21 protein-coding genes are annotated in these 21,024 nt (G+C 42.6%); 19 read left to right on the top strand and 2 right to left on the bottom strand.

The window, feature by feature from the left end:
- Positions 1–72 precede the first annotated feature (72 nt).
- From ylxM to BLR11_RS00730, 9 genes are read left to right on the top strand one after another with little or no spacing between them, the layout of a single operon-like run.
- Entirely contained in the window at positions 73–402 is a 330-nt protein-coding gene (ylxM, locus tag BLR11_RS00770) for a YlxM family DNA-binding protein (RefSeq protein ID WP_091647319.1), read from the top strand.
- Between the two features lie 18 nt (positions 403–420).
- Entirely contained in the window at positions 421–1,776 is a 1,356-nt protein-coding gene (gene ffh / locus BLR11_RS00765) for a signal recognition particle protein (RefSeq protein WP_091647317.1), read from the top strand.
- A gap of 41 nt (positions 1,777–1,817) precedes the next feature.
- Positions 1,818–2,084 (top strand): 30S ribosomal protein S16, encoded by a 267-nt coding sequence (gene rpsP, locus BLR11_RS00760; RefSeq protein ID WP_091647315.1) that lies wholly within the window; start codon positions 1,818–1,820, stop codon positions 2,082–2,084.
- Between the two features lie 15 nt (positions 2,085–2,099).
- Positions 2,100–2,327: a KH domain-containing protein gene (locus tag BLR11_RS00755; protein ID WP_091647313.1), complete on the top strand. Its 228-nt coding sequence runs from the start codon at positions 2,100–2,102 to the stop codon at positions 2,325–2,327.
- 8 nt (positions 2,328–2,335) lie between these two features.
- Positions 2,336–2,743, top strand: a complete 408-nt coding sequence (locus tag BLR11_RS00750) for a YlqD family protein (RefSeq protein WP_091647311.1) — start codon at positions 2,336–2,338, stop codon at positions 2,741–2,743.
- 5 nt (positions 2,744–2,748) lie between these two features.
- The gene (gene rimM / locus BLR11_RS00745; protein ID WP_091647309.1) at positions 2,749–3,243 is read left to right on the top strand and encodes a ribosome maturation factor RimM; all 495 of its coding nucleotides are present in this window, start codon (positions 2,749–2,751) and stop codon (positions 3,241–3,243) included.
- Positions 3,243–3,974, top strand: coding sequence for a tRNA (guanosine(37)-N1)-methyltransferase TrmD (trmD, locus tag BLR11_RS00740; RefSeq protein WP_091647307.1), 732 nt, complete (start codon positions 3,243–3,245; stop codon positions 3,972–3,974). The genes rimM and trmD overlap by 1 nt, the downstream gene beginning before the upstream one ends.
- Positions 3,974–4,549 (top strand): RNA methyltransferase, encoded by a 576-nt coding sequence (locus tag BLR11_RS00735; RefSeq protein ID WP_091647306.1) that lies wholly within the window; start codon positions 3,974–3,976, stop codon positions 4,547–4,549. The genes trmD and BLR11_RS00735 overlap by 1 nt, the downstream gene beginning before the upstream one ends.
- Before the next feature lie 13 nt (positions 4,550–4,562).
- On the top strand, positions 4,563–5,297 hold the full coding sequence (locus BLR11_RS00730) for a YebC/PmpR family DNA-binding transcriptional regulator (RefSeq protein WP_091647304.1): 735 nt from the start codon (positions 4,563–4,565) through the stop codon (positions 5,295–5,297).
- A gap of 493 nt (positions 5,298–5,790) precedes the next feature.
- Here BLR11_RS00730 and BLR11_RS00725 read toward each other — a convergent pair whose 3' ends face one another.
- Positions 5,791–6,078: a helix-turn-helix domain-containing protein gene (locus BLR11_RS00725; RefSeq protein ID WP_091647302.1), complete on the bottom strand. Its 288-nt coding sequence runs from the start codon at positions 6,076–6,078 to the stop codon at positions 5,791–5,793.
- A gap of 504 nt (positions 6,079–6,582) precedes the next feature.
- Here BLR11_RS00725 and htpG point away from each other — a divergent pair.
- The 7 genes from htpG to BLR11_RS00690 all read left to right on the top strand — a co-directional run bounded on the left by htpG (position 6,583) and on the right by BLR11_RS00690 (position 17,655).
- On the top strand, positions 6,583–8,538 hold the full coding sequence (htpG, locus tag BLR11_RS00720) for a molecular chaperone HtpG (protein WP_091647301.1): 1,956 nt from the start codon (positions 6,583–6,585) through the stop codon (positions 8,536–8,538).
- Between the two features lie 239 nt (positions 8,539–8,777).
- Positions 8,778–10,949: an excinuclease ABC subunit UvrB gene (gene uvrB, locus BLR11_RS00715; RefSeq protein ID WP_091647299.1), complete on the top strand. Its 2,172-nt coding sequence runs from the start codon at positions 8,778–8,780 to the stop codon at positions 10,947–10,949.
- 10 nt (positions 10,950–10,959) lie between these two features.
- On the top strand, positions 10,960–13,809 hold the full coding sequence (gene uvrA, locus BLR11_RS00710) for an excinuclease ABC subunit UvrA (RefSeq protein WP_091647298.1): 2,850 nt from the start codon (positions 10,960–10,962) through the stop codon (positions 13,807–13,809).
- A 2-nt stretch (positions 13,810–13,811) separates the two neighbouring features.
- Complete coding sequence (gene uvrC / locus BLR11_RS00705) at positions 13,812–15,638, top strand: excinuclease ABC subunit UvrC (RefSeq protein ID WP_091647296.1); 1,827 nt, start codon at positions 13,812–13,814, stop codon at positions 15,636–15,638.
- Positions 15,639–15,910: 272 nt separating this feature from the next.
- The gene (locus BLR11_RS00700) at positions 15,911–16,291 is read left to right on the top strand and encodes a PadR family transcriptional regulator (protein WP_176762812.1); all 381 of its coding nucleotides are present in this window, start codon (positions 15,911–15,913) and stop codon (positions 16,289–16,291) included.
- 52 nt (positions 16,292–16,343) lie between these two features.
- A complete protein-coding gene (locus BLR11_RS00695; RefSeq protein WP_091647293.1) occupies positions 16,344–16,505 on the top strand; it encodes a rubredoxin in 162 nt (53 codons plus the stop codon).
- 121 nt (positions 16,506–16,626) lie between these two features.
- The gene (locus BLR11_RS00690) at positions 16,627–17,655 is read left to right on the top strand and encodes an alpha-hydroxy-acid oxidizing protein (RefSeq protein WP_091647291.1); all 1,029 of its coding nucleotides are present in this window, start codon (positions 16,627–16,629) and stop codon (positions 17,653–17,655) included.
- Positions 17,656–17,773: 118 nt separating this feature from the next.
- Here the strand turns inward: BLR11_RS00690 and BLR11_RS00685 are convergent, their stop codons facing one another.
- Positions 17,774–18,769, bottom strand: a complete 996-nt coding sequence (locus BLR11_RS00685; protein ID WP_091647290.1) for a DUF535 family protein — start codon at positions 18,767–18,769, stop codon at positions 17,774–17,776.
- A gap of 163 nt (positions 18,770–18,932) precedes the next feature.
- Between BLR11_RS00685 and BLR11_RS00680 the strand changes: the two genes are divergently transcribed.
- From BLR11_RS00680 to BLR11_RS00670, 3 genes are read left to right on the top strand one after another with little or no spacing between them, the layout of a single operon-like run.
- Positions 18,933–19,385, top strand: coding sequence for a CtsR family transcriptional regulator (locus BLR11_RS00680; RefSeq protein ID WP_091647288.1), 453 nt, complete (start codon positions 18,933–18,935; stop codon positions 19,383–19,385).
- Between the two features lie 24 nt (positions 19,386–19,409).
- Complete coding sequence (locus BLR11_RS00675; protein ID WP_091647287.1) at positions 19,410–19,931, top strand: UvrB/UvrC motif-containing protein; 522 nt, start codon at positions 19,410–19,412, stop codon at positions 19,929–19,931.
- Between the two features lie 2 nt (positions 19,932–19,933).
- The gene (locus tag BLR11_RS00670; RefSeq protein ID WP_091647285.1) at positions 19,934–20,998 is read left to right on the top strand and encodes an ATP--guanido phosphotransferase; all 1,065 of its coding nucleotides are present in this window, start codon (positions 19,934–19,936) and stop codon (positions 20,996–20,998) included.
- The last annotated feature ends 26 nt before the right edge of the window (positions 20,999–21,024 follow it).

Below are 21,024 nucleotides of genomic sequence, written 5' to 3'. Positions count from 1 at the left end.
AAAAATACTTGACAGATAAAAGGAGCTGCTGTATACTGACAATATGCACAATTGTCATGAGGCGGTGAAGGTATGTTAGAGGATATTGTCCGCAAGGGACGGCTTCTTGATGTATATGGGCCGCTGCTTACAGAGCGGCAGCATCGTTGTATGGAGCTGTATTTTTTCATGGATCTGTCGTTAGCAGAAATCGGTGAAGAACTTCATATTTCAAGACAAGGTGTTTATGATATGTTGCATCGTGCCGGAAACGCGTTGGAAGAATATGAACGACGGTTACATTTGCTGGAACGCATCGATACGCTGCGGACAGGCTTATCGGAAGCGGTGTCACTGCTTGAACAGGGTGATGCAGTGCAGATAGAGAAAGCAAAACATATCTTACATCATTTGGATATTTGATGATAAAAGGAGATCCCCATGCCATTCGAAAGTTTATCGGAACGATTTCAGTTAGCTTTTAAAAAACTGCGCGGTAAAGGAAAACTCTCCGAAGAGGATGTCAACGAAGCACTGAAAGAGATGCGTCGGGCATTGCTTGAGGCTGATGTTAATTTTAATGTAACAAAAGATTTTATAAAGAAAATAAAAGAAAAAGCCGTTGGCGAAGAAGTATTCAGTACATTGAATGCGGCACAGACGGTCATTAAAATTGTCCGGGACGAATTAGCCGACTTATTGGGTGGCACGCAGAGCCGTATTACCATTTCCTCCCGTCCGCCTACGATCATTATGCTTGTAGGGTTGCAGGGAGCCGGGAAAACGACGACAGCTGCTAAATTGGCTAAAATGCTTAAGAGTCAGGGGAAGAATCCCTTGCTGGTTGCAGGTGACGTATACCGGCCGGCCGCTATTTCCCAATTGCAAGTGTTGGGGGAACAGCTGGATATTCCTGTGTATACCGAAGAAGGCAGCAAGGATCCGGTGCAGATATCTCAAAATTCGATTCCTTTTGCGCTTAGCCATTTAAAGGACATTATCATTGTCGATACGGCAGGGCGTCTGCACGTCAATGAAACCTTGATGGATGAGTTGGTCCGCATTAAGGCAACCGTGCATCCTCATGAAATCATGCTGGTCGTTGATGCGATGACCGGGCAGGATGCGGTTACGGCTGCGTCAGCTTTTGATCAGGCGTTGGGAATCGACGGCATTATCATGACCAAGCTTGATGGGGATGCCCGCGGCGGTGCCGCCTTGTCCATTAAAGCTGTTACCGGAAAACCCATCAAATTTATTGGCGTCAGTGAAAAGCTGGATGGTCTTGAAGAATTTCACCCAGACCGGTATGCTTCGCGTATATTGGATTTGGGCGATGTGGAAACGATCATTGAAAAGGCACAAGCTGCTTTTGATGAAGAATCCATGGAAGAAATGAAGAAAACCATGAAAAGCGGCAGCTTTACATTTGATGACTTTCTTTCCCAGCTGAACATGGTTAAAAAGATGGGGAATATGAGCAGCTTGGTAGGACTCATTCCCGGTGTTGGAAAATATAAGAAAGAAATTGATAAAATCAATATGGATGGAAAGGAATTTAAACACTTAGAGGCCATTATACAGTCTATGACAACTAAGGAACGATCCAGCTCCAATCCGAAGATGCTTATAAAGGACAGCCGCAAACGCCGTATAGCGAAAGGCAGCGGTACTCGCGTCCAGGATGTAAACCGTCTCATCAAGCAGTTTACAGAAATGCAGAAAATGATGAAAATGGCTAAAAAACAACAAGGGAAGAAACGTGGCTTCATGCCGCGTCTCCCATTCCATATGTAGGCCTCGATAGTGAGGATATTACGTTGAGGAGGTGAAATGTAATGATTAAAATTCGTTTAGCTCGTTTAGGTGCTAAAAAGAACCCGGTTTATCGCGTTGTTGTTGCTGATTCTCACAATGCCCGCAATAATGGTCGTCCTGTTGCTACCTTAGGTCAGTATGATCCTGCTAAAGGCATAGAATCTTTGAATGTCGATGTTGAAACTGCTGTAGAATGGCTCGGCAAAGGTGCACAACCGACCGATACGATTCGTTCTCTTTTCAAAAAAGCCGGTATTATGGCTAAGTTTGAAGAGTCTAAAAAGTAAGTGAGGCTGATTGCTATGGAAGAATTAATTGCATGTATTGCAAAAGCGTTGGTGAAACGCCCGGAAGCAGTTACAGTTACGAAGAATCAAAAGAAAGGCCTCGAAGTGTATGAGCTTCATGTCGCCCCGGAAGATATGGGGAAAGTTATCGGCAAGCAGGGAAAGATTGCAAAAGCAATACGCCTGGTTGTAAAAGCTGCGGCAGTGAAGGCTGATAAAAAAGTATCAGTAGATATTGTATAGGAGGAGCCATGGATCAAATTACATTGCGCTGTCCTGTTGCTGTTAAGTCAAAGGTTACAGAAGCGCTCAAAGCTAAAATCCTCAAAAATTCCGAGCAGAATCTGACTGATGTTGACCGTGAAATGCAAAACCTGGAATTTCAGGCAAAACGCATGATGGTTGATCAGGCTAAAATGGATGCGCAAGGGCTTATTTCCCTGCGTGCTCAATTGGAAGAACAGCGGCAGCGACTCAATGCTACGAAGGCACAGGCTCAGCATGCCTACGAAGAAGCACAGAAGCTGGATATCGGATCCGAAATCAATCAAGGACAGCTTGAACAGACTGTTTTGGTAAAAGTCGGTGACGATTTGGATAAGTTAGTTGGTACCGAAATCTTGCTGGAAGATGGCAAAATTATTGCCATTCGTCAATAAGTAAGATGGCTGATTTCATTACGATTGGACAAATAGTTGCCCCGCACGGCGTGCGGGGTGATGTTCGTATTTATCCTGATACGGACTTTCCAGAACGATTTCTGCACATGAAACGTGTTTATATTGACGGGACACAGTATGAAATAGAGCATGCCAGCTTTCACAAGCGCGTGGTGCTCATGAAGCTTGCCGGTATCAATGACCGCAATGCTGCAGAACTTCTTTTGAAGAAGGAACTGAAAATACCGCGGGAAAACCTAACACCCCTTAAAAAGGGACAGTACTATGTGTTTGATATTATAGGAATCGGTGTGTATGATTTGCATGATCATTATTTAGGAACCGTTACGGATGTCCTGAAAACGGGAAGTAACGACGTATATGTTGTGACCGACGCAGAAGGAAAAGAAACGTTGCTGGCGGCAATTCATGAAGTTGTTAAATCCATTGATGTGGAAACGAAAAAAATGGTGGTAGATCCACCGGAGTGGGTAGAATAATGAGAATCGATATAATTTCCTTATTTCCTGAATTTATCGAAGCTTTTTACCATCACAGCATTATTAAACGTGCCCGTGAGGCTGGAATTTTGGATCTCGATGTAACGAATCCCCGCAGTTTTACGTATGATAAACATCATATGGTGGATGATACACCGTATGGCGGCGGCAGAGGAATGCTTATGAAGGCAGAACCGCTGTTCCGTGCGGTAGAAGCAGTGCGGCGGAGTGTGGACAAAAGGCGTATTATTCTCATGGGACCAAGTGGTTCGACCTTTGATCAGGCGAAAGCCAGAGAACTGGCGGCCTATGATCAGCTTATTTTGCTTTGTGGACATTATGAAGGGGTGGATCACCGGGTAGAAGATTATCTGGCGGATGAGACTATTTCCGTGGGAGATTTTGTACTGACAGGAGGAGAGATTCCTGCTATGGCGGTTACCGATGCGGTAGCCCGCATGCTGCCAGGTGTTCTTACTGCAGGCAGTGCGGCAGAAGATTCTTTTTACACATCGCTGCTCGAATATCCGCAATATACAAAACCTGCACTTTTTCGCGGCTATCGTGTTCCTGAGGTGCTTTGCAACGGCGATCATGCAAAAATCAATGCATGGCGGCATCGGCAGTCCGTGCAGAGAACACTTGCGAAACGGCCTGACTTGTTGGAAAATTGCGCATTATCATCATCTGACAAGGAACTATTAGCGCAGCTGAAACGGGAGATGGAATGATGAAATCATCCTTATATATAGGGTTGGTGCATTATCCAATATATGATAAGAATTTTAACGTCATTGCTACGGCTATCACGAATTATGATCTTCACGACATATCGCGATCTGCTACGACGTATGGCGTAAAAAAATATTTTATTATCCATCATATTGAGGGACAACTTGATATGGTGCATAAAATTATCGATTTCTGGCGCAGTCCGGCGGGACGGAAATATAATTCGTACCGTACGGAAGCTTTTGATATTGTCGACATCCGCCCTTCCATCGAAGCGGCTGTTGATGCGGTGACGGAACAGGAAGGACAACGTCCGTATATTGTTACGACCGATGCGCGCACGTATGCCAATACGATTTCCTATAAGGACCTGCGGCATAAACGTGAAACAGAAACGGTGCCGATCTTGTTGCTTTTAGGGACCGGTTATGGTATGACGAAGGAAACGATGGAGCAGTTTGATTTCATCCTGGAACCTATTTATGGCGCTGGGGAGTATAACCACCTATCCGTACGTTCGGCAGCGGCTATTATTCTTGACCGTTTGGCAGGCGAAGCTTGGTGGAATCAATAAGGGAGGCATTTTCATGTCTGGACATTCAAAATGGGCCAATATTAAACGTAAGAAAGGCAAGAACGATGCTATTCGCGGCAAGATTACTACAAAAGTAAGCCGTGAAATTACCATTGCTGTTCGTATGGGTGGAGCTGATCCCGTTGGTAATATGCGGCTGAAGCTGGCATTGCAGAAAGCAAAAGAAAACAATATTCCTAAAGAAAATATCAAGCGCGCTATCCAGAAGGGCGCAGGTGCTGCTGATGGACAAAATTACGAAGAAATCGTATATGAAGGATACGGACCGGCAGGTGTTGCTGTTACGGTAAGTGTTCTTACGGATAACCGCAATCGTGCAGCTGCGGAAGTGCGTCACGTGTTTTCTAAGCATGGCGGCAACTTGGGAGAAACCGGCTGTGTTGCCTGGATGTTTAAGAATAAGGGCGTATTTGTTGTGACTAAAGATTCAGCAGATGAAGAAGAGCTGATGATGATGGCTCTGGATGCAGGAGCTGATGATGTCAAAACAGGTGATGAAGAATACGAAATAACGACAGCACCGGACGCTTTTGATGCAGTAGAAAAAGTGTTGGAGGAAAATAACATCGGTATGGAAGTTGCTCAAATCACGATGGTTCCGGATAATACGATTTCTCTTGGAATGGAAGATGGCCGTAAACTGGAAAATCTTGTAGATGCGTTAGATGATCTTGATGACGTGCAAGATGTATACCACAACGGAGACATCCCTGAAGAAGATGAATAATATATGATAACCGCGCCGCTATGTAAGTTTGTAGCGGCTTTTTTTATTGGACGGTGAGATTTGTTCGTCAAGGAAAGTGGCAAATGTAAAAGCCGTTGGCAGGTGAAGGACCAACGGCTCAAGGTGTGATGGACGATGAAGTGTCCATAGGTATAGTTTATCACAACAAATATAAACATAAAAGTAGTTTATATAAAAATATATACGACATTGTGCATTATATATCAGGCAGAAAAAGGAAAGTGTTATAAATTTCTTTCGTATAGGAAGGCAACGGACAATCATACAGGGAGTAGGGGGTTACGGCACGATCATGCTGCGACAAAGAAAAAATCCGTTCATGCTAGGACATGAACGGATTTTTCTGATTAAAGCAAATCAAGATTACCTTATCAGTATATCATGCAGTATTGGTACTTGACAACAAAATATTAAATATTTATTGATATTGATGGAAATTTTTAAAGTATTGTAGAATACTGCCGGTGTGAGGCTATTTGCTTTGTTTATCTTTCGAGTCTTCCTGCTTTTTGCATTCCAACCATTTGTCCAGTGGAATTTTTGTTATTTTAGCTAATTTTGAGATAATATCAAACGGACAATCCGCATCTCCGGTCATGATGCTTTTAAGATTTTCTGTAGGAATGCCGAGCGTTTTAGATAATGTTTCGGTAGTCATTTCAACAGATTCAATATAGGCTTCAATTATTTTTCCGGGATGCATTGTCTGAGATTTCTTACTTGCCGATGTGTATTTAATGTCAGAATTAGTTTTATTCATATCAATACCTCTTTTCTGTATGAAAATCAAACAAGGCAGAGATTTTTATTGAAAAGTGTATCCGCTTTTTAAAATAGAATGCATACTTCCTGTGTGATAGCAGCAATTCATGTTGTTTTATATAGATCGGTACATCTTTTTAAATTTGCTGCAGCCGCCGCGGACCGCTTGTATAAAAGTATGCCGGCAGTCCGCCGGATAACAGCAGTTTCTCAATGGTTGCTTAATTCAGCGTAGTAGTTGACATTTTCAGAAACCATATAGGTATTATCAAATATATACTACATGCTAATTATATAGCAAATTATAGTTTAATCATAGGTACTGTCTATCATATTTTCATAACGATAGAAGGAGAATATGAATGAAAAATTTATATACCGTCTGTTTTTGTTCTACTGTACTATTTCTATTGACTTTTTGACTTTTTGTTGTATGATAGATATGTGAGATTAGCACTCGGACAAATGGAGTGCTAAATATAATATAAAGGAGTAGATTTACATGGCGAAAGAAACGTTCGAATTTCAAGCAGAAACACAGCAATTATTGGATCTTATGGTCCATTCTATTTATACGAACCACGAAATATTCCTTCGTGAACTTATTTCTAATGCGTCCGATGCTATTGATAAACTGCATTTTGAGTCTTTGACAAACAATGAATTATTAGAAGGGGATGCAAATTTTGAAATTCATTTAGTGCCGGATGAACAAAATCATACCTTAACTATTTCTGATAATGGGATTGGAATGAATCGCAAGGAAGTTATTGAGGATATTGGAACTATTGCGAAATCCGGGACAAAAGCTTTTTTGGCTAAGTTGAAGGAAGCTCGTGAATCGAATACGGAAATTACAGATAAAGAAATGATCGGTCAATTTGGCGTTGGATTTTATTCTGCTTTTATGGTAGCAGATAACGTAACCATCGTTACTCGGAAAGCAGGAGAAACAGAAGCTGTGCGCTGGGAATCGACAGGTGATGGAAAATACAGTATTGAAGCGTGTGAAAAAGAAAAACATGGAACGACGATTATACTGACGTTGTCGCAGGGTTTTTATGGTGAAAAATCGGAAGAAAATTATACGGATCGGTATAAACTGCAGGAACTTGTAAAAAAGTATTCTGACTATATCCGGTATCCTGTAAAAATGAATTTTGTTATTGAAGAAACGCCCAAAGATGCAGATGGCAAACCTATCGAAGGGGCCGAAAAAACCAAGCGTAATGAAGAACGGACGTTGAATTCCATGCAGCCTTTGTGGACTCGCAACAAATCTGATATCAAGAAAGAAGAGTATACGGATTTCTTCAAACATCAATTCTTTGAATGGGAAGATCCTATGGAAATTTTCCACACAAAGGTTGAAGGTACCGTAGAATATACGGCATTGCTGTATATTCCGGCGCATGCACCGTTCAATCTTTATTATAGTGATTATGAACCGGGAATCCAGCTTTATTCACGGCACGTATTTATTATGGATAAATGCAAGGACCTCCTGCCGGATTATCTGCGTTTTGTCAAAGGGCTTGTTGATTCTCCGGATTTGTCTTTGAATATTTCGCGTGAATTGCTGCAGCAAAGCCGGGAATTGAAACTTATCGGCAGAAATTTGGAAAAAAATATTCTTAAGACATTGGAACGGACATTGCAGAAAGATCGTGAAAAATACGAAAAATTCTGGGCTGAGTATGGAAAGTCTTTGAAAATTGGCATTTATAACAGCCTTGTTTCCGGAGAAAATAAAGTAGATCAATTGAAGAATTTGCTTTTGTTCACTTCGTCTAAAGATGGAAAACTTTGTACGATCAAAGAATATTGTGATCGTATGCCTGAAAACCAGAAAAAAATATATTATGCTTCGGGTAAGGACAAGGAAACAATTGACCAGATGCCGCAGATGGAATTGCTCCGGGATAAAGGTATTGAAGTATTGTACATGCTCGATCCGGTGGATGAATTTGCTCTGGAAGGCATCCGTGAGTATGATGGAAAACAATTCCACTCGATCAGCCGCGGCGATCTTGATTTGGATGATGTAGAATCGCAGGAAGCAAAGAAAGAAACGGAAACATTGTCTAAAACCAATGAAGATCTTATTAAAGATATAAAGGAAGCGCTGGGAAATAGAGTTTCTGATGTCAAACTTACGAATCGTCTGAAATCCGGGGCGGTCTGCCTTGTTGCTGATGAAGCGGGTCCCAGCATTGCGATGGAACAGGCTTTTGCCGGTGCCAATAATCCACTTCTCAAGGCAAAACGCATTTTGGAAATTAATCCGCATCATGATTTGTTTGCCCGCCTGCAGAATTTACATACGGACGGCAAGGATTCGGCAGATTTCAAAGATTATTGTACGATGCTCTATGATCAGGCTTTGCTTATCGAAGGCATTTTGCCGGATGATCCCATTGCTTTTGCCAATAAAGTAGCACAATTAATGGCTAAATAGATCGAAAAAAATTAAGGTAGCAACGAAAACGCGATATGTAAAAAAAAGGACGCATTTCTTTTATATAAGAAGGAGCCTCTCTGTTATTTTTGGTGGAGTATTTTATTTGCCGGAGATAACAGAGGGGTTTTTTCACATATATTTTTGCTGCCTTTTTCATACTGTACATATGTTCGGACCTATGCTATACTAAACGTACTACAAATAATAGTTATTATTTACTGGATGCGGGGGGCCGTATGGATATTCAAAATCATCGTAATAAAGATTATAATACAACGACACCGTTCCGCGTTGTTGCCCCGTATGAGCCAATGGGGGATCAACCGGATGCGATCAAATCCTTGGTAAAGGGCATTACAGATGGACAATGGGCGCAGGTCCTTCTTGGTGCTACTGGAACTGGGAAGACTTTTACGATGGCCAAGGTCATCGAAGCAGTGCAGAAACCGACACTTGTGATTGCCCATAATAAAACTTTGGCAGCACAGTTGTGCAGTGAGTTTAAAGCTTTTTTCCCGGATAACGAAGTGGCGTATTTTGTCAGTTACTATGATTATTATCAGCCGGAAGCCTATATTGCTACAACGGATACATACATAGAAAAAGATGCATCTATTAATGATGAAATTGATAAGCTTCGCCATTCGGCCACGATGAGTTTGTTTGAACGGCGGGATGTCATTATTGTGGCATCGGTATCGTGCATTTATGGATTAGGTGATCCGGAAGATTATAGTGAACTTGTTGTATCTCTTCGCTTGGGACAGACAAAATCACAGTCGGATATCCTGCATAAGCTTGTCGATATACAATACACACGGAATGATTTGGAACTGCAGCGCGGCACATTTCGGGTGCATGGCGATACGATAGAAATATTTCCGGCAGCCTTTGATGATAAAGTTGTCCGGGTGGAAATGTTCGGCGATGAAATCGATCGTTTGACGGAGGTCGATTTACTTACCGGAGAGGTCATAAACGAACGCAGTCATGTAGCGATTTATCCGGCAAGTCATTATGTTACGACGCATGAGAAAATGGCACGTGCCTTGGAAACGATTGATCAGGAGTTGCAGCTTCGATTGAAGGAGCTGCGGTCAGAGGATAAACTTTTAGAAGCACAGCGACTGGAACAGAGAACCAATTATGATATGGAAATGATGCAGGAAATGGGATATTGTTCGGGAATCGAAAACTATTCCCGGCATTTGGCCGGCCGGGAAGCCGGGCAGGCTCCGTACACATTGCTTGACTATTTTCCTGATGATTTTCTCATTATGGTAGATGAATCACATGTTACACTGCCTCAATTGCGGGCGATGTATGCCGGAGACCGGTCTCGCAAGCAGGCGCTTATTGAGTACGGATTTCGCCTGCCGTCAGCCTTGGATAACCGGCCACTGCAGTTTGAAGAATTCGTAGAGCGCATCAATCAAATTATTTATGTCAGTGCCACTCCCGGGGAATATGAAATGGGAGTACAAACGAATTTGGCACAGCAGATCATCCGGCCTACGGGACTTCTTGATCCGCAGGTAGAAGTACGGCCTATACAAGGGCAGATAGATGATCTGCTCAGTGAAATACGTATGCGTACGGCTGTGCATGAACGTGTTCTTGTAACTACTTTAACAAAGAAAATGGCAGAAGATTTGACGGATTACCTTAAGGAAATGGGAATACTTGTCAGATATCTTCATTCTGATGTTGCCACCATCGAACGGACGGAAATCATCCGGGATCTCAGGGCGGGAGTATTTGACGTACTTGTTGGCATTAATCTTCTGCGTGAAGGTCTTGATATGCCGGAGGTATCTTTAGTTGCGATTCTTGATGCGGATAAGGAAGGGTTTCTGCGGTCTGATACTTCCTTGATCCAAACGATGGGACGAGCTGCCCGCAATGTTCATGGAACGGTCATCATGTATGCAGATACGATTACCGGTTCTATGAGCAGAGCTATTGATGAGACGCAGCGGCGTCGCAAAGTCCAAGATGAATATAATAAAAAAAATCATGTTACTCCTGCATCGATTAAAAAAGATGTGGTTGATTTGATTGAATTGACGAAAGTAGCTGAGAATAGCAAGTCGTATAAGGGACATGAAGAACCGCTGACGACAGCGGCACTTTTCAAGGTTATTTCTACAGTGACGCAGCAGATGAAAAAAGCCTCTAAAAATTTGGAATTTGAAAAGGCAGCAGAATTACGAGATCGGCTGGGAGTTTTGCGCCGACAGCTAGCCGGATTACAGCATGATGATACGATTCCGAAGGAATTTCAGACAGAAGATATGCCATCTGCCCGGTATCAACGCAAAATACGACGGCCGGACAGAAGCCGGAAATCAATGCTTACTTCTGAAGAAAAAGCAAAAAACAGAAGAAACAGTAAACTAAAAAAATAGAGGAAAAAATATGAGTGATGCATATATTACAATTAAAGGCGCGAGACAACATAATCTTAAGAACATCAGTGTAAAAATACCTCGCGATAAGCTTGTTGTTTTTACGGGACTTTCCGGTTCGGGAAAATCATCTCTAGCTTTCGATACTATCTATGCCGAAGGGCAAAGACGGTATGTGGAATCTTTGTCGGCATATGCCCGACAGTTTTTGGGACAGATGGATAAACCTGATGTAGATTATATTGAAGGATTATCACCGGCTATTTCTATCGATCAGAAGACTACGAGCCGGAATCCCCGGTCTACGGTGGGGACGGTAACGGAAATATACGATTATCTGCGTTTGCTGTATGCCAGGGCGGGAGAGGCGTTTTGTCCACAATGCGGAAAACCTATCCGCCAGCAGTCTGTTGAACAGATGAGCGATGCTATCATGGCGTTAGGCGAAGGCGAAAAAATCATGGTTATGGCCCCGGTTGTTGAGGGGCGCAAGGGGACGCATCAGAAAATACTGGCTTCTTTGGTAAAGGAAGGATATGTGCGTGTCCGTGTAGATGGCAGCGTATATCTTTTATCCGATGATATTCCCGTAGATAAAAATAAAAAGCATACGATTGAAGTTATTGTTGACCGACTGGTCATTAAGACGGATATTATTTCCCGCCTGACAGATTCTTTGGAAACAGCGTGCAAGTTGAGTTCCGGTATTGTTCATATACTTCGCGTTGTCAATAATGAGATACTCACCTATAGTCAGCATTTTGCCTGTCCGGACTGTCATATCAGCCTGCCGGAAATCGAACCGCATTTGTTTTCCTTCAATAGTCCGTTTGGAGCTTGTCCAGCTTGTACCGGTATCGGCAGTACGATGGAGGTAGACGAAAAATTAGTTATTCCCGATAAAAATATTCCGTTTGTCGATGGCGGAGTGGCTGCACTCAGCAGTAATCCTAACTCTTGGTTTTTGCGCCAATTGGGAGGTCTTCTCCAGCCGAAAGGGTATACATTGGATAATTGCTTCAATGACCTGCCAAAAGATTTGCAGGAAGCCCTTTTATACGGGTCGGAGGATTTATGCACATTTGAATATGAGAATATGCATGGTGAAATAAAAACGTTTACCACCCATTTTGAAGGAATCGTTCCGATGATACGAAGGCGTCATCGCGAAGCTTCTTCCGATATGATGCGGGATCAGTTTGAGCAATTTATGACGATAAAACCTTGTACTACCTGCCATGGAGCTCGCTTGCGCCCGGAGGCGCTGGCCATTAAAATCGGCGGTCTTAATATTCATGAACTTACGGAATATACCGTCGCAGATATGATTCGCTTTTTTGATGAAGTGCAGCTGAGTGACAAGCAGCAGCTGATAGCTCGGCAGATATTAAAGGAAATCAAGGCTCGTTTGGAATTTCTTCGGACTGTGGGATTAGAATATCTTACGCTTTCCCGCACGGCGGGTACCCTTTCCGGCGGAGAAGCACAGCGCATCCGCTTGGCAACCCAAATCGGGTCAGGGCTTGTTGGCGTGTTGTATATTTTAGATGAACCATCGATTGGACTTCATCAGCGAGATAACGATAAACTTCTTGATGCGCTGCGAAATCTTCGTGATTTAGGAAATACGCTGATTGTTGTTGAGCATGATGAAGATACAATGCGTACGGCGGATTATATTCTTGATATTGGACCGGAGGCCGGCGAAAAAGGCGGACGCATTGTGGCCCAAGGTACGGCGGAAGATATTATGGCTTGTACAGAATCACTTACCGGTCAATATCTCAAAGGAACAAAGTTTATTCCCCTGCCGGAAAAACGCCGTGCCGGCAACGGCAATTTTATTGATGTCATCGGTGCGGCAGAACATAATTTAAAAAATATAAACGTGTCTTTTCCCGTAGGTACATTAACGGTTGTTACCGGAGTGTCCGGTTCGGGAAAATCGACATTAGTAAATGAAATCTTGTATAAAGGGATGGCAGAAGCTGTTTATGGTACTCCGCACAGGCCGGGAGAATTTAAGGCAATTCAAGGCACGGAATATATTGATAAAATTATCAATATTGACCAGTCTCCTATCGGGAGAACTCCGCGATCCAATCCGGCTACTTATACCGGCGTATTTGATTTTATTCGCCAGTTATACAGCCAGACGGCAGAAGCTAAAATTCGCGGCTATAAATCCGGACGATTTAGTTTTAATGTCAAGGGCGGCCGTTGTGAAGCTTGTCGCGGAGATGGCATCATCCGGATTGAAATGAACTTTTTGCCGGATGTATATGTACCTTGTGAAGTATGTCATGGTGCGCGATATAACAGAGAAACGCTGGAGGTAAAGTATAAAGGGAAAAATATTTCGCAAGTTCTTGATATGACGGTCGATGAAGGCGTAGATTTTTTTGCTAATATCCCCCGTATTGGACGGAAACTCCAAACGCTTCAGGATGTAGGCCTGGGATATATACGGCTGGGCCAGCCGGCGACTACTTTATCGGGTGGTGAAGCGCAGCGGGTCAAATTGGCAACTGAATTATCCAAGCGCAGTACCGGACGGACCTTATATATCCTTGATGAACCGACAACCGGCCTTCATACGGCAGACATACATAAATTGATGGATGTGCTGCAGCTTTTGGTTGATGGCGGCGATACGGTTGTTGTAATCGAACATAATCTGGATGTTATCAAGGTGGCCGATTATATTATTGATCTGGGGCCTGAAGGTGGTTACGGTGGCGGCACTGTTGTTGCTACAGGGACACCGGAAGATATTTGCAAAGTAAAAAAATCTTATACGGGACAATTTCTTAAGCCTGTTTTGGAACGAACCAGAAAGTTAATGGCGAAAGGGAGATAAGCATGGCTGTCAGTGAAGCTGTACTGGAAAAAATTAATACACTTACGACTTCTCCCGGCGTCTATTTATGGAAAGATGTGTCAGGACGCATTATTTATGTCGGGAAAGCCGTTAATCTGCGCAACCGTGTTAAAAGTTACGTTCGCAATGATTCCAACAGAGCGGTTAAGGTTACGGCCATGATGAATCATGCTGTTGATTTGGAAACAATTGTAGTAGCATCGGAAATGGAGGCTTTGATTTTAGAAAATACGCTGATCAAAGAACATCATCCCCGCTACAATATTATGCTGCGTGATGATAAGACATATCCGTATATCAAGGTTACCTTGCAGGAAGAATATCCCAGAATCTGCATGACGCGCCGCGTTCTTCGTGATGGGGCACGCTATTTTGGTCCTTTTGCGGATGCCGGGGCAGTGCATCGCGTACTTAAACTGATGCAGACTGCTTTCTGCATCAGAACGTGTCGGTCTATGAAAGTAAACCGGCCTTGTCTGCAATACCATTTGGGACATTGTAAAGCGCCTTGCGTCCACTATATTACAAAAACGGATTATGCTCTTTTAGTACAACAGGCAGTAGATGTATTGGAAGGCCGTGATACGAGCATGCCGCGTGATTTGCAGGTACAGATGGAAACGGCAGCACAAAAAATGGAATTTGAAAAAGCCGCTGTTTTCAGAGACCAGATGGAAGCATTGAAAATCCTTCAATCTCAACAGAATGTGGTTATTCATAGCGGCGATATGGATGTAATCGGGTTTGCCGGCGAGGCAGGACAAATATGTGTGCAGATATATACTGTCCGCGGCGGAAAGCTTCTGGGAAGAGAAACTTTCAGTTTGGAAAATGGTGGTGATGCACGGCAGGAAATATTGACTGCAGCCGTATTGGATCAGTATTATGTGGGGCAATCCTTTATTCCGGGTGAGATTATCGTCGGTGCGATCGAAGATAAAACTGACTTTGAACGGCGGTTAAGTGAGCAGAAAGGTCAAAACGTATCTATCCTTGTACCGCAAAGAGGAACGAAACGGCAATTATTGAACATGGCTGAGGAAAATGCCAAACTCCTTTTAGCGCAACGCCGTCTTCAGTGGCAGCATGACAAAGATAAAACGAGTGGTGCCGTAGAAGCGTTGGCACGAGTGCTTGATTTGCCTTGCCTGCCGGAACGAATGGAATGTTTTGATATCTCACATACGCAGGGAGCGGAGACCGTTGCATCTATGGTCGTCTTTGAAAATGGCCGGCCGGCAAAAAAAGAATACCGACGTTTTAAACTGAAAACCGTACAGGGAAAACCTGATGATTTTGCTTCTATGGCAGAAATCATGCGTCGGCGCTATGGAGAAAAAGAATGGCCGCTGCCGGATCTTATTGTAATAGATGGGGGTAAAGGACAACTTCATGCTGCTTTGCCGGTTATTCGCGAAGCGGGTGCTGAAGCTCCTGTGATTAGTCTGGCTAAACGAATCGAAGAAGTATTTGTTGAAGGTCGTGAGGATTCTATTATTCTTGACCATCATACACCGGAATTACAGTTGTTGCAGTCTATCCGCGATGAAGCCCATCGTTTTGCCATCACCTATCATCGAAACTTGCGGGGAAAGCGCAATCTTGTTTCCATTTTGGATCATATTGAAGGGATTGGACCGAAACGCCGCAAGGCTTTGTGGCAGTCGTTTAAAACATTGGATGATATGAAACAGGCATCGGTCCAGGAATTAGCCTCGGTGCCGGGAATGACAAAAGAAGCGGCTGAAAATGTTTATTATTTTTTCCGTTTGGGAACGGACGAAAAACGAAAAATTGTAAAGCCGTGAACGGAAAATTATTTTCATTATATTTATGCACGAAAAATAATAAAAGACATATATTAAGAATGCAGCGTGAATACTTGGAAAAAACTAGGAAATGCAGGTTCTACGACTTAAGAATATTGCCAAAATAGATTGTTCATGATATGATATAAATCAAAGTTCATATAATTAATCAAACTATATCTAATCATTTGAAATGGGGGATTTCATAGATAAAGTTTGGTTATACATTGATCTTTTCCATGTACTATAGAATTCTTGAGGGGGGATTGCTTATGGTGAAAATGGAAGAAAAAGTATGTTTTACGGATACGTCGGTCAAGACATGGAACCGCTTATTCGTGGCTCTGTATGTTTTAACTATTTTAGAAGAGTCGCCGACATATGGCAATCATATTCGTGAACGCATGAAGGAAATGACTAAGGATTTGTACAAACCGAATCCTAACGCGCTCTACCCGGTATTACGAACGTTGGAAGACGGCGGGTATATTTCTGGAAAATGGGACAATCCCGATACGAGAGGCAAGCGTTTTTATACGATTACCACCCGCGGCGTGGGACTGATTCCGGAACTACGCGAACGGATTCAAGATCGTGTGCAGTATTTGCAGGATCTGGTTACAGCTGTAAAGTCTAATTTTGATTTGCCTTAATAATCTCATTTGATTGGGATTTATTAATATTGATTTTAGGAGGTAATATACGATGGACAAATACGAATGCAGTATCTGTGGGTACATTTATGAAGAAGAAAACGGTGATGCTGATGCCGGTATTGCTGCAGGCACAAAATTTGCCGACCTGCCGGAAGATTGGGTATGTCCGACCTGTGGTGCCGGTAAAAGTGAATTCGTTAAAATGGACTAATTTTAACAATCAATGATGTAAAAAATCTTCTTCCGTGATATACTTCAAGGAAGAAGATTTTTTGCGTGCAGCAAAGAACGAAGGTCTTTTGCTGTCACGAGCATTTAAGGAGGTAGTATAGATGGAGAAGAAAGAAGTAATGGAAAATGCACGAAAAAAAATGAAGGGGTGCCATGTTTGTCCTGAATGTAATGGGTTAGCCTGCCGCGGACAGATTCCTGGATTCGGTGGTTTGCGTACAGGTCGTTCCTTTATGCGCAACGTAGAATCATTGAAGGAATATGGACTTATTATGCGCAGCATGGCAGGAATCGAAGAACCTGACACGCGTACGGAAATTTTTGGGCATACTCTTTCTCTGCCTGTGCTGGTGGCACCTGTAGGTGGAATTGTTTTGAATGCTAAGGTGGAAGGAGATCCGCAGAAAGTAGAAGAAGATTACTGTGATGCAGTTACACAAGGTGCTATTGATGCCGGAACGATCGCTTTTACCGGCGATAGCGGTGCTGCGTATATGTATGCCTCTGGAATTCGTGCTTGTAAGGCACATCCGGGATTGGTTATTCCTACCATTAAACCGCGTGATGATGAAGCAATCATAGAAAAAGCCAAATTGGCGGAAGAAGCGGGAGCCCCCGCCGTTGCCAGCGATATTGATGCAGCAACATTAATTAATATGCGTATTTTTGGCCAGCCTGTAGGACCTAAAAGTGCGGCTAGTATCAAAAAAATAGCCGATTCTGTTGCGATTCCTTTTATTGTAAAAGGAGTAATGTCTAAGGAAGAAGCACTTGCCTGTGTAGAGGCAGGGGCAAAGGGAATCGTGGTCAGCAATCATGGCGGACGCATTTTAGATGGTATGGCGGGTACAGCAGATGTATTGCCGGAAATAGCGGCTGCTGTTAAAGGCAAACTCACCATTTTTGTCGATGGCGGTATTCGCAGTGGGGAAGATGTTTTGAAAATGCTGGCACTGGGGGCTGATGCTTGTCTTATCGGACGTCCCGCAGCATGGGGAGCTATTGGCGGCGGAGCTGAGGGCGTTAAAATCATACTGGATGGTTTTAAGCGTGAACTGAGTGATGCCATGATGATTACCGGAACTGCTTCTGCGAAACATGTGAGCAGTAATATTTTGATGAAGTTATAAATAAACGAGTTGTGTGTAAGTACGGCCGGGTTATTTAATGTGTAAAAATAGACGCTTATAAAAAGCGTCTATTTTTTTTGCATATATTGTTTTGTTTGTTGATACACTGTATTGTATATTATTCTTTGGGAGCGTCAATCGGATCATAGTCTGCTGCTTTTTCTGTCAGAGCTGCATCTATTGCCGAAGGAGTCGGCATGAAACCGGGACGTAGCATTGAATAAATTACTTGTATATAGGCGGGCATGATTTTATCCATCAAGAAATAGCGTTTGCGGAATAAGTTGCGTTTTTGTGATTTTATTTCATTATAAGTACGGCGTTTTTCTTCGATAGGCATACGGAAAAAAAATTTTTCGTATGGGTCTGCAGCGGCGCCTTCATCTAACCAGAAATCATTAAAAAAAGTTTTCTTGGAGCGATTTCCTCGAATAATATGACTATTTGTATAAAACCCTTCGTCGGTAATAACGTAAAAATCTTCCATTCCTAATGTTTGAATAAAGATACGCATAAAGTACAGAATCATATTTTTTGGGCGGTAACCAAAAAGTTTTTTTGTCAGGATTTTTGTTGTTTTCAGACCGTGCGGGGTTCCCTGCAGTGTACCGACATACAAGGAAATATGACCATCCGCATTATAATCAAAACGGAAATTGAATTGATATACTTTTTCTCCTTCATAGCGGAGCATCATGGTCAGAAAGCCTTCTTTGCGCTGACCGGTAAGAAATTGCAGGTGCAGATCCAAAGGAAGATTTTCATCTTCCGATTTCCAGAGAGTAATTCCTTTTCCGAAATATAAATCTTGCAGTGTTTCATCGGAAAATAAGATTTGCGCAATATTAAAATGATGAATTACTGCGGTTAAGCGGTCACGCATCGAGGAATTCTTGAACAAAAAAACACGAGTCATGACTTCTTGAAAATCTCTTTCTTTTCCAATAAAATCAGTGAGCGGAGGGTAATTGTCAAAGAAGGTGTAAAATTCTTCCATCATTTTTCGATTTGCGGCACTATGAATAAAAAAAGCGAAAGCTCTTTTATTTTCAGAAAAATTTCTTGGGTGATAGATACGTCTTGACGTACGCCAAAAATGGGAAAGGCTGTGCATGAAAAATCCTCCTTATAAGTGTCTATGCTAAATTAATATTATAGTATTAAAAAAAGGAATATGTCAATAAAAAAATAAATAGTTGAAAAAAGTCAAAAAGACGAATATAATAAAGATAGTTTAAAAGTCAAAAGGTTAAAAAATAAAAAGTTGGTGAGATACGATGAGCAATTTAGCAGATAAAATTGAACAATTGATTCTTCATAAATTATTGCAGGACCAGGAAGAAATTATCATATTAAAGCGTAATGAACTGGCGGAGGAACTTGATTGTGCTCCTTCACAAATCAGCTATGTTTTAAGTACCCGGTTTTCCTATGACCGGGGGTTTATTGTAGAATCACGTCGAGGGTCAGGCGGGTTTGTGCGTATTGTACGAAAAACGGTTAAGCCGGTAGATCGTACGCCGGCGGTCATGAAGGAACGTTTGCCGGTTCCCAGTATTTCTTTATCAGACTTGGATTCGTTATTATATCAATTGATCCGGCAGCAGACCATTACTAAGAGAGAAGCTGTCCTACTGCATCATACCTTTGAAGCACTTTATGCAGAGGTTGATGAACAGCAGCGATATGCAGTTATCCATCGTATTTTAAAACATCTGGAGCTGCAGTAGATTCCGTAAAGGAGGATGAATACTATGCTGTGTGATTGCTGTAAAAAGAGAGAGGCCATCGTTCATGTTACAAAAATTATAAACGGACGACGTACAGATATACATTTATGCAGTGTTTGTGCCCAAAAAGAAGAAAATTTAAAAGGGTACAGTGATTTTAATATTATCGATAATGATTTTTTCCGTAAAATGGCGTACCCTGATTATTCTGACCACTCTGCAGAAGAACCGCGATGTGCCAGCTGCGGTATGACGTATAGCGAATTTAACCGGCTGGGGAAATTCGGCTGCCCCGATTGTTATGAGGTATTTAAAGAAGAAATCACTCCGTTGATGCGGCGCATTCACGGACATACGAAGCATGTTGGCAAGGTTCCCAATCGTGGTACCGGTGTATTTCGGACGGTAAACCAAATTAAAAGGCTGCGTCAGCATTTGCAAAAATTAGTGCGTGAAGAAAAGTATGAGGAGGCTGTTACGGTGCGGGATGAAATCCATGCGCTGGAACGCAGGATTTCTCATATTGATGAACAAAAGGAGGAATGATCATGCTAAAGGATTTACTTTCTGCACCACTTGCACCTTGGCAGGATGGTTCCGGAATTATGTCTGATATTGTGCTGGACAGCCGCATACGACTTTCTCGTAATTTGAAAAAATATATTTTCCCCGATAGAGCGTCTGATATAGAGCTAGCTGCTGTTTTTTCGGAAGGTGAAAAGAGCGTGCCCCGTCTTAATGTTTTAGGCCGCGGTGCGTATGAATTTGTATCGCTGGGCGAATTAGCACCGTTAGAGAGGGAATTGCTCGTGGAAAAACATTTTTCTTCTGCAGCGCATATATCACAGCCGGCGAATCGTGGACTGCTGCTGCGGCAGGATGGTGCGGTGTCGGTAATGGTAAATGAAACAGATCACTTTTGCATTCACGCATCTGCGGCCGGATTCAATTTGAAAAAGGTTTGGGAAGATGCATCTCAAGTAGATGATTCATTGGAAAGTTCGCTTAATTTTGCTTTCCGCGATGACTTTGGGTATTTAACGGCTAGTCCTGCGCAAGCCGGAACGGGTCTTATTGCAGCAGTGACACTGCACATACCGGCATTGGTCATGATGAAGCGTGTCAGCCGAATTGTTCAGGGTATTACAAAATTGGGATTTGTCGTTTGCGGGATTTATGGAGACCGAGGAGAAACCATTGGGAATGTATTTCAAATAACGAATCAAGTTACCTTGGGAATTTCGGAAACGGATATATTGGATCAATTGGAAAAAATTATCGTACAGGTAGTACAAGAGGAAAAAAATTGCAGAAATTTATTATGGACACATAATAAAAATGAAATGCAGGATAGATTGCGCAGGACCTATGGTGTGTTATCCCAGGCTTGGCTTATGAGTCAGCAGGAAGCGATTGGACTGGCCAGTGATTTGCGGCTGGCCATTGATATGGGAATTGTGCATGAACGTCCTTTGGTGTATGAATCTTTGTTGGCCTCTATGGAACCGGCTTTTTTGCAGTACATGGCCGGCAGTGAAAAGCTGGGAGAAGAAGATTTGAGTATAAGGCGGGCAAGCGTACTGCGTGAAACCTTGGCCGCTTATGCGATATAAGGTATAGTATTAATTGGGAAGGAAGT

Source organism: Megasphaera paucivorans, from assembly GCF_900103535.1.
GTDB classification, from domain to species: domain Bacteria; phylum Bacillota; class Negativicutes; order Veillonellales; family Megasphaeraceae; genus Megasphaera_A; species Megasphaera_A paucivorans.
The sequence above is the reverse complement of the archived record's forward strand: the minus strand, read 5'-3'. Positions and strand labels throughout refer to the sequence as shown.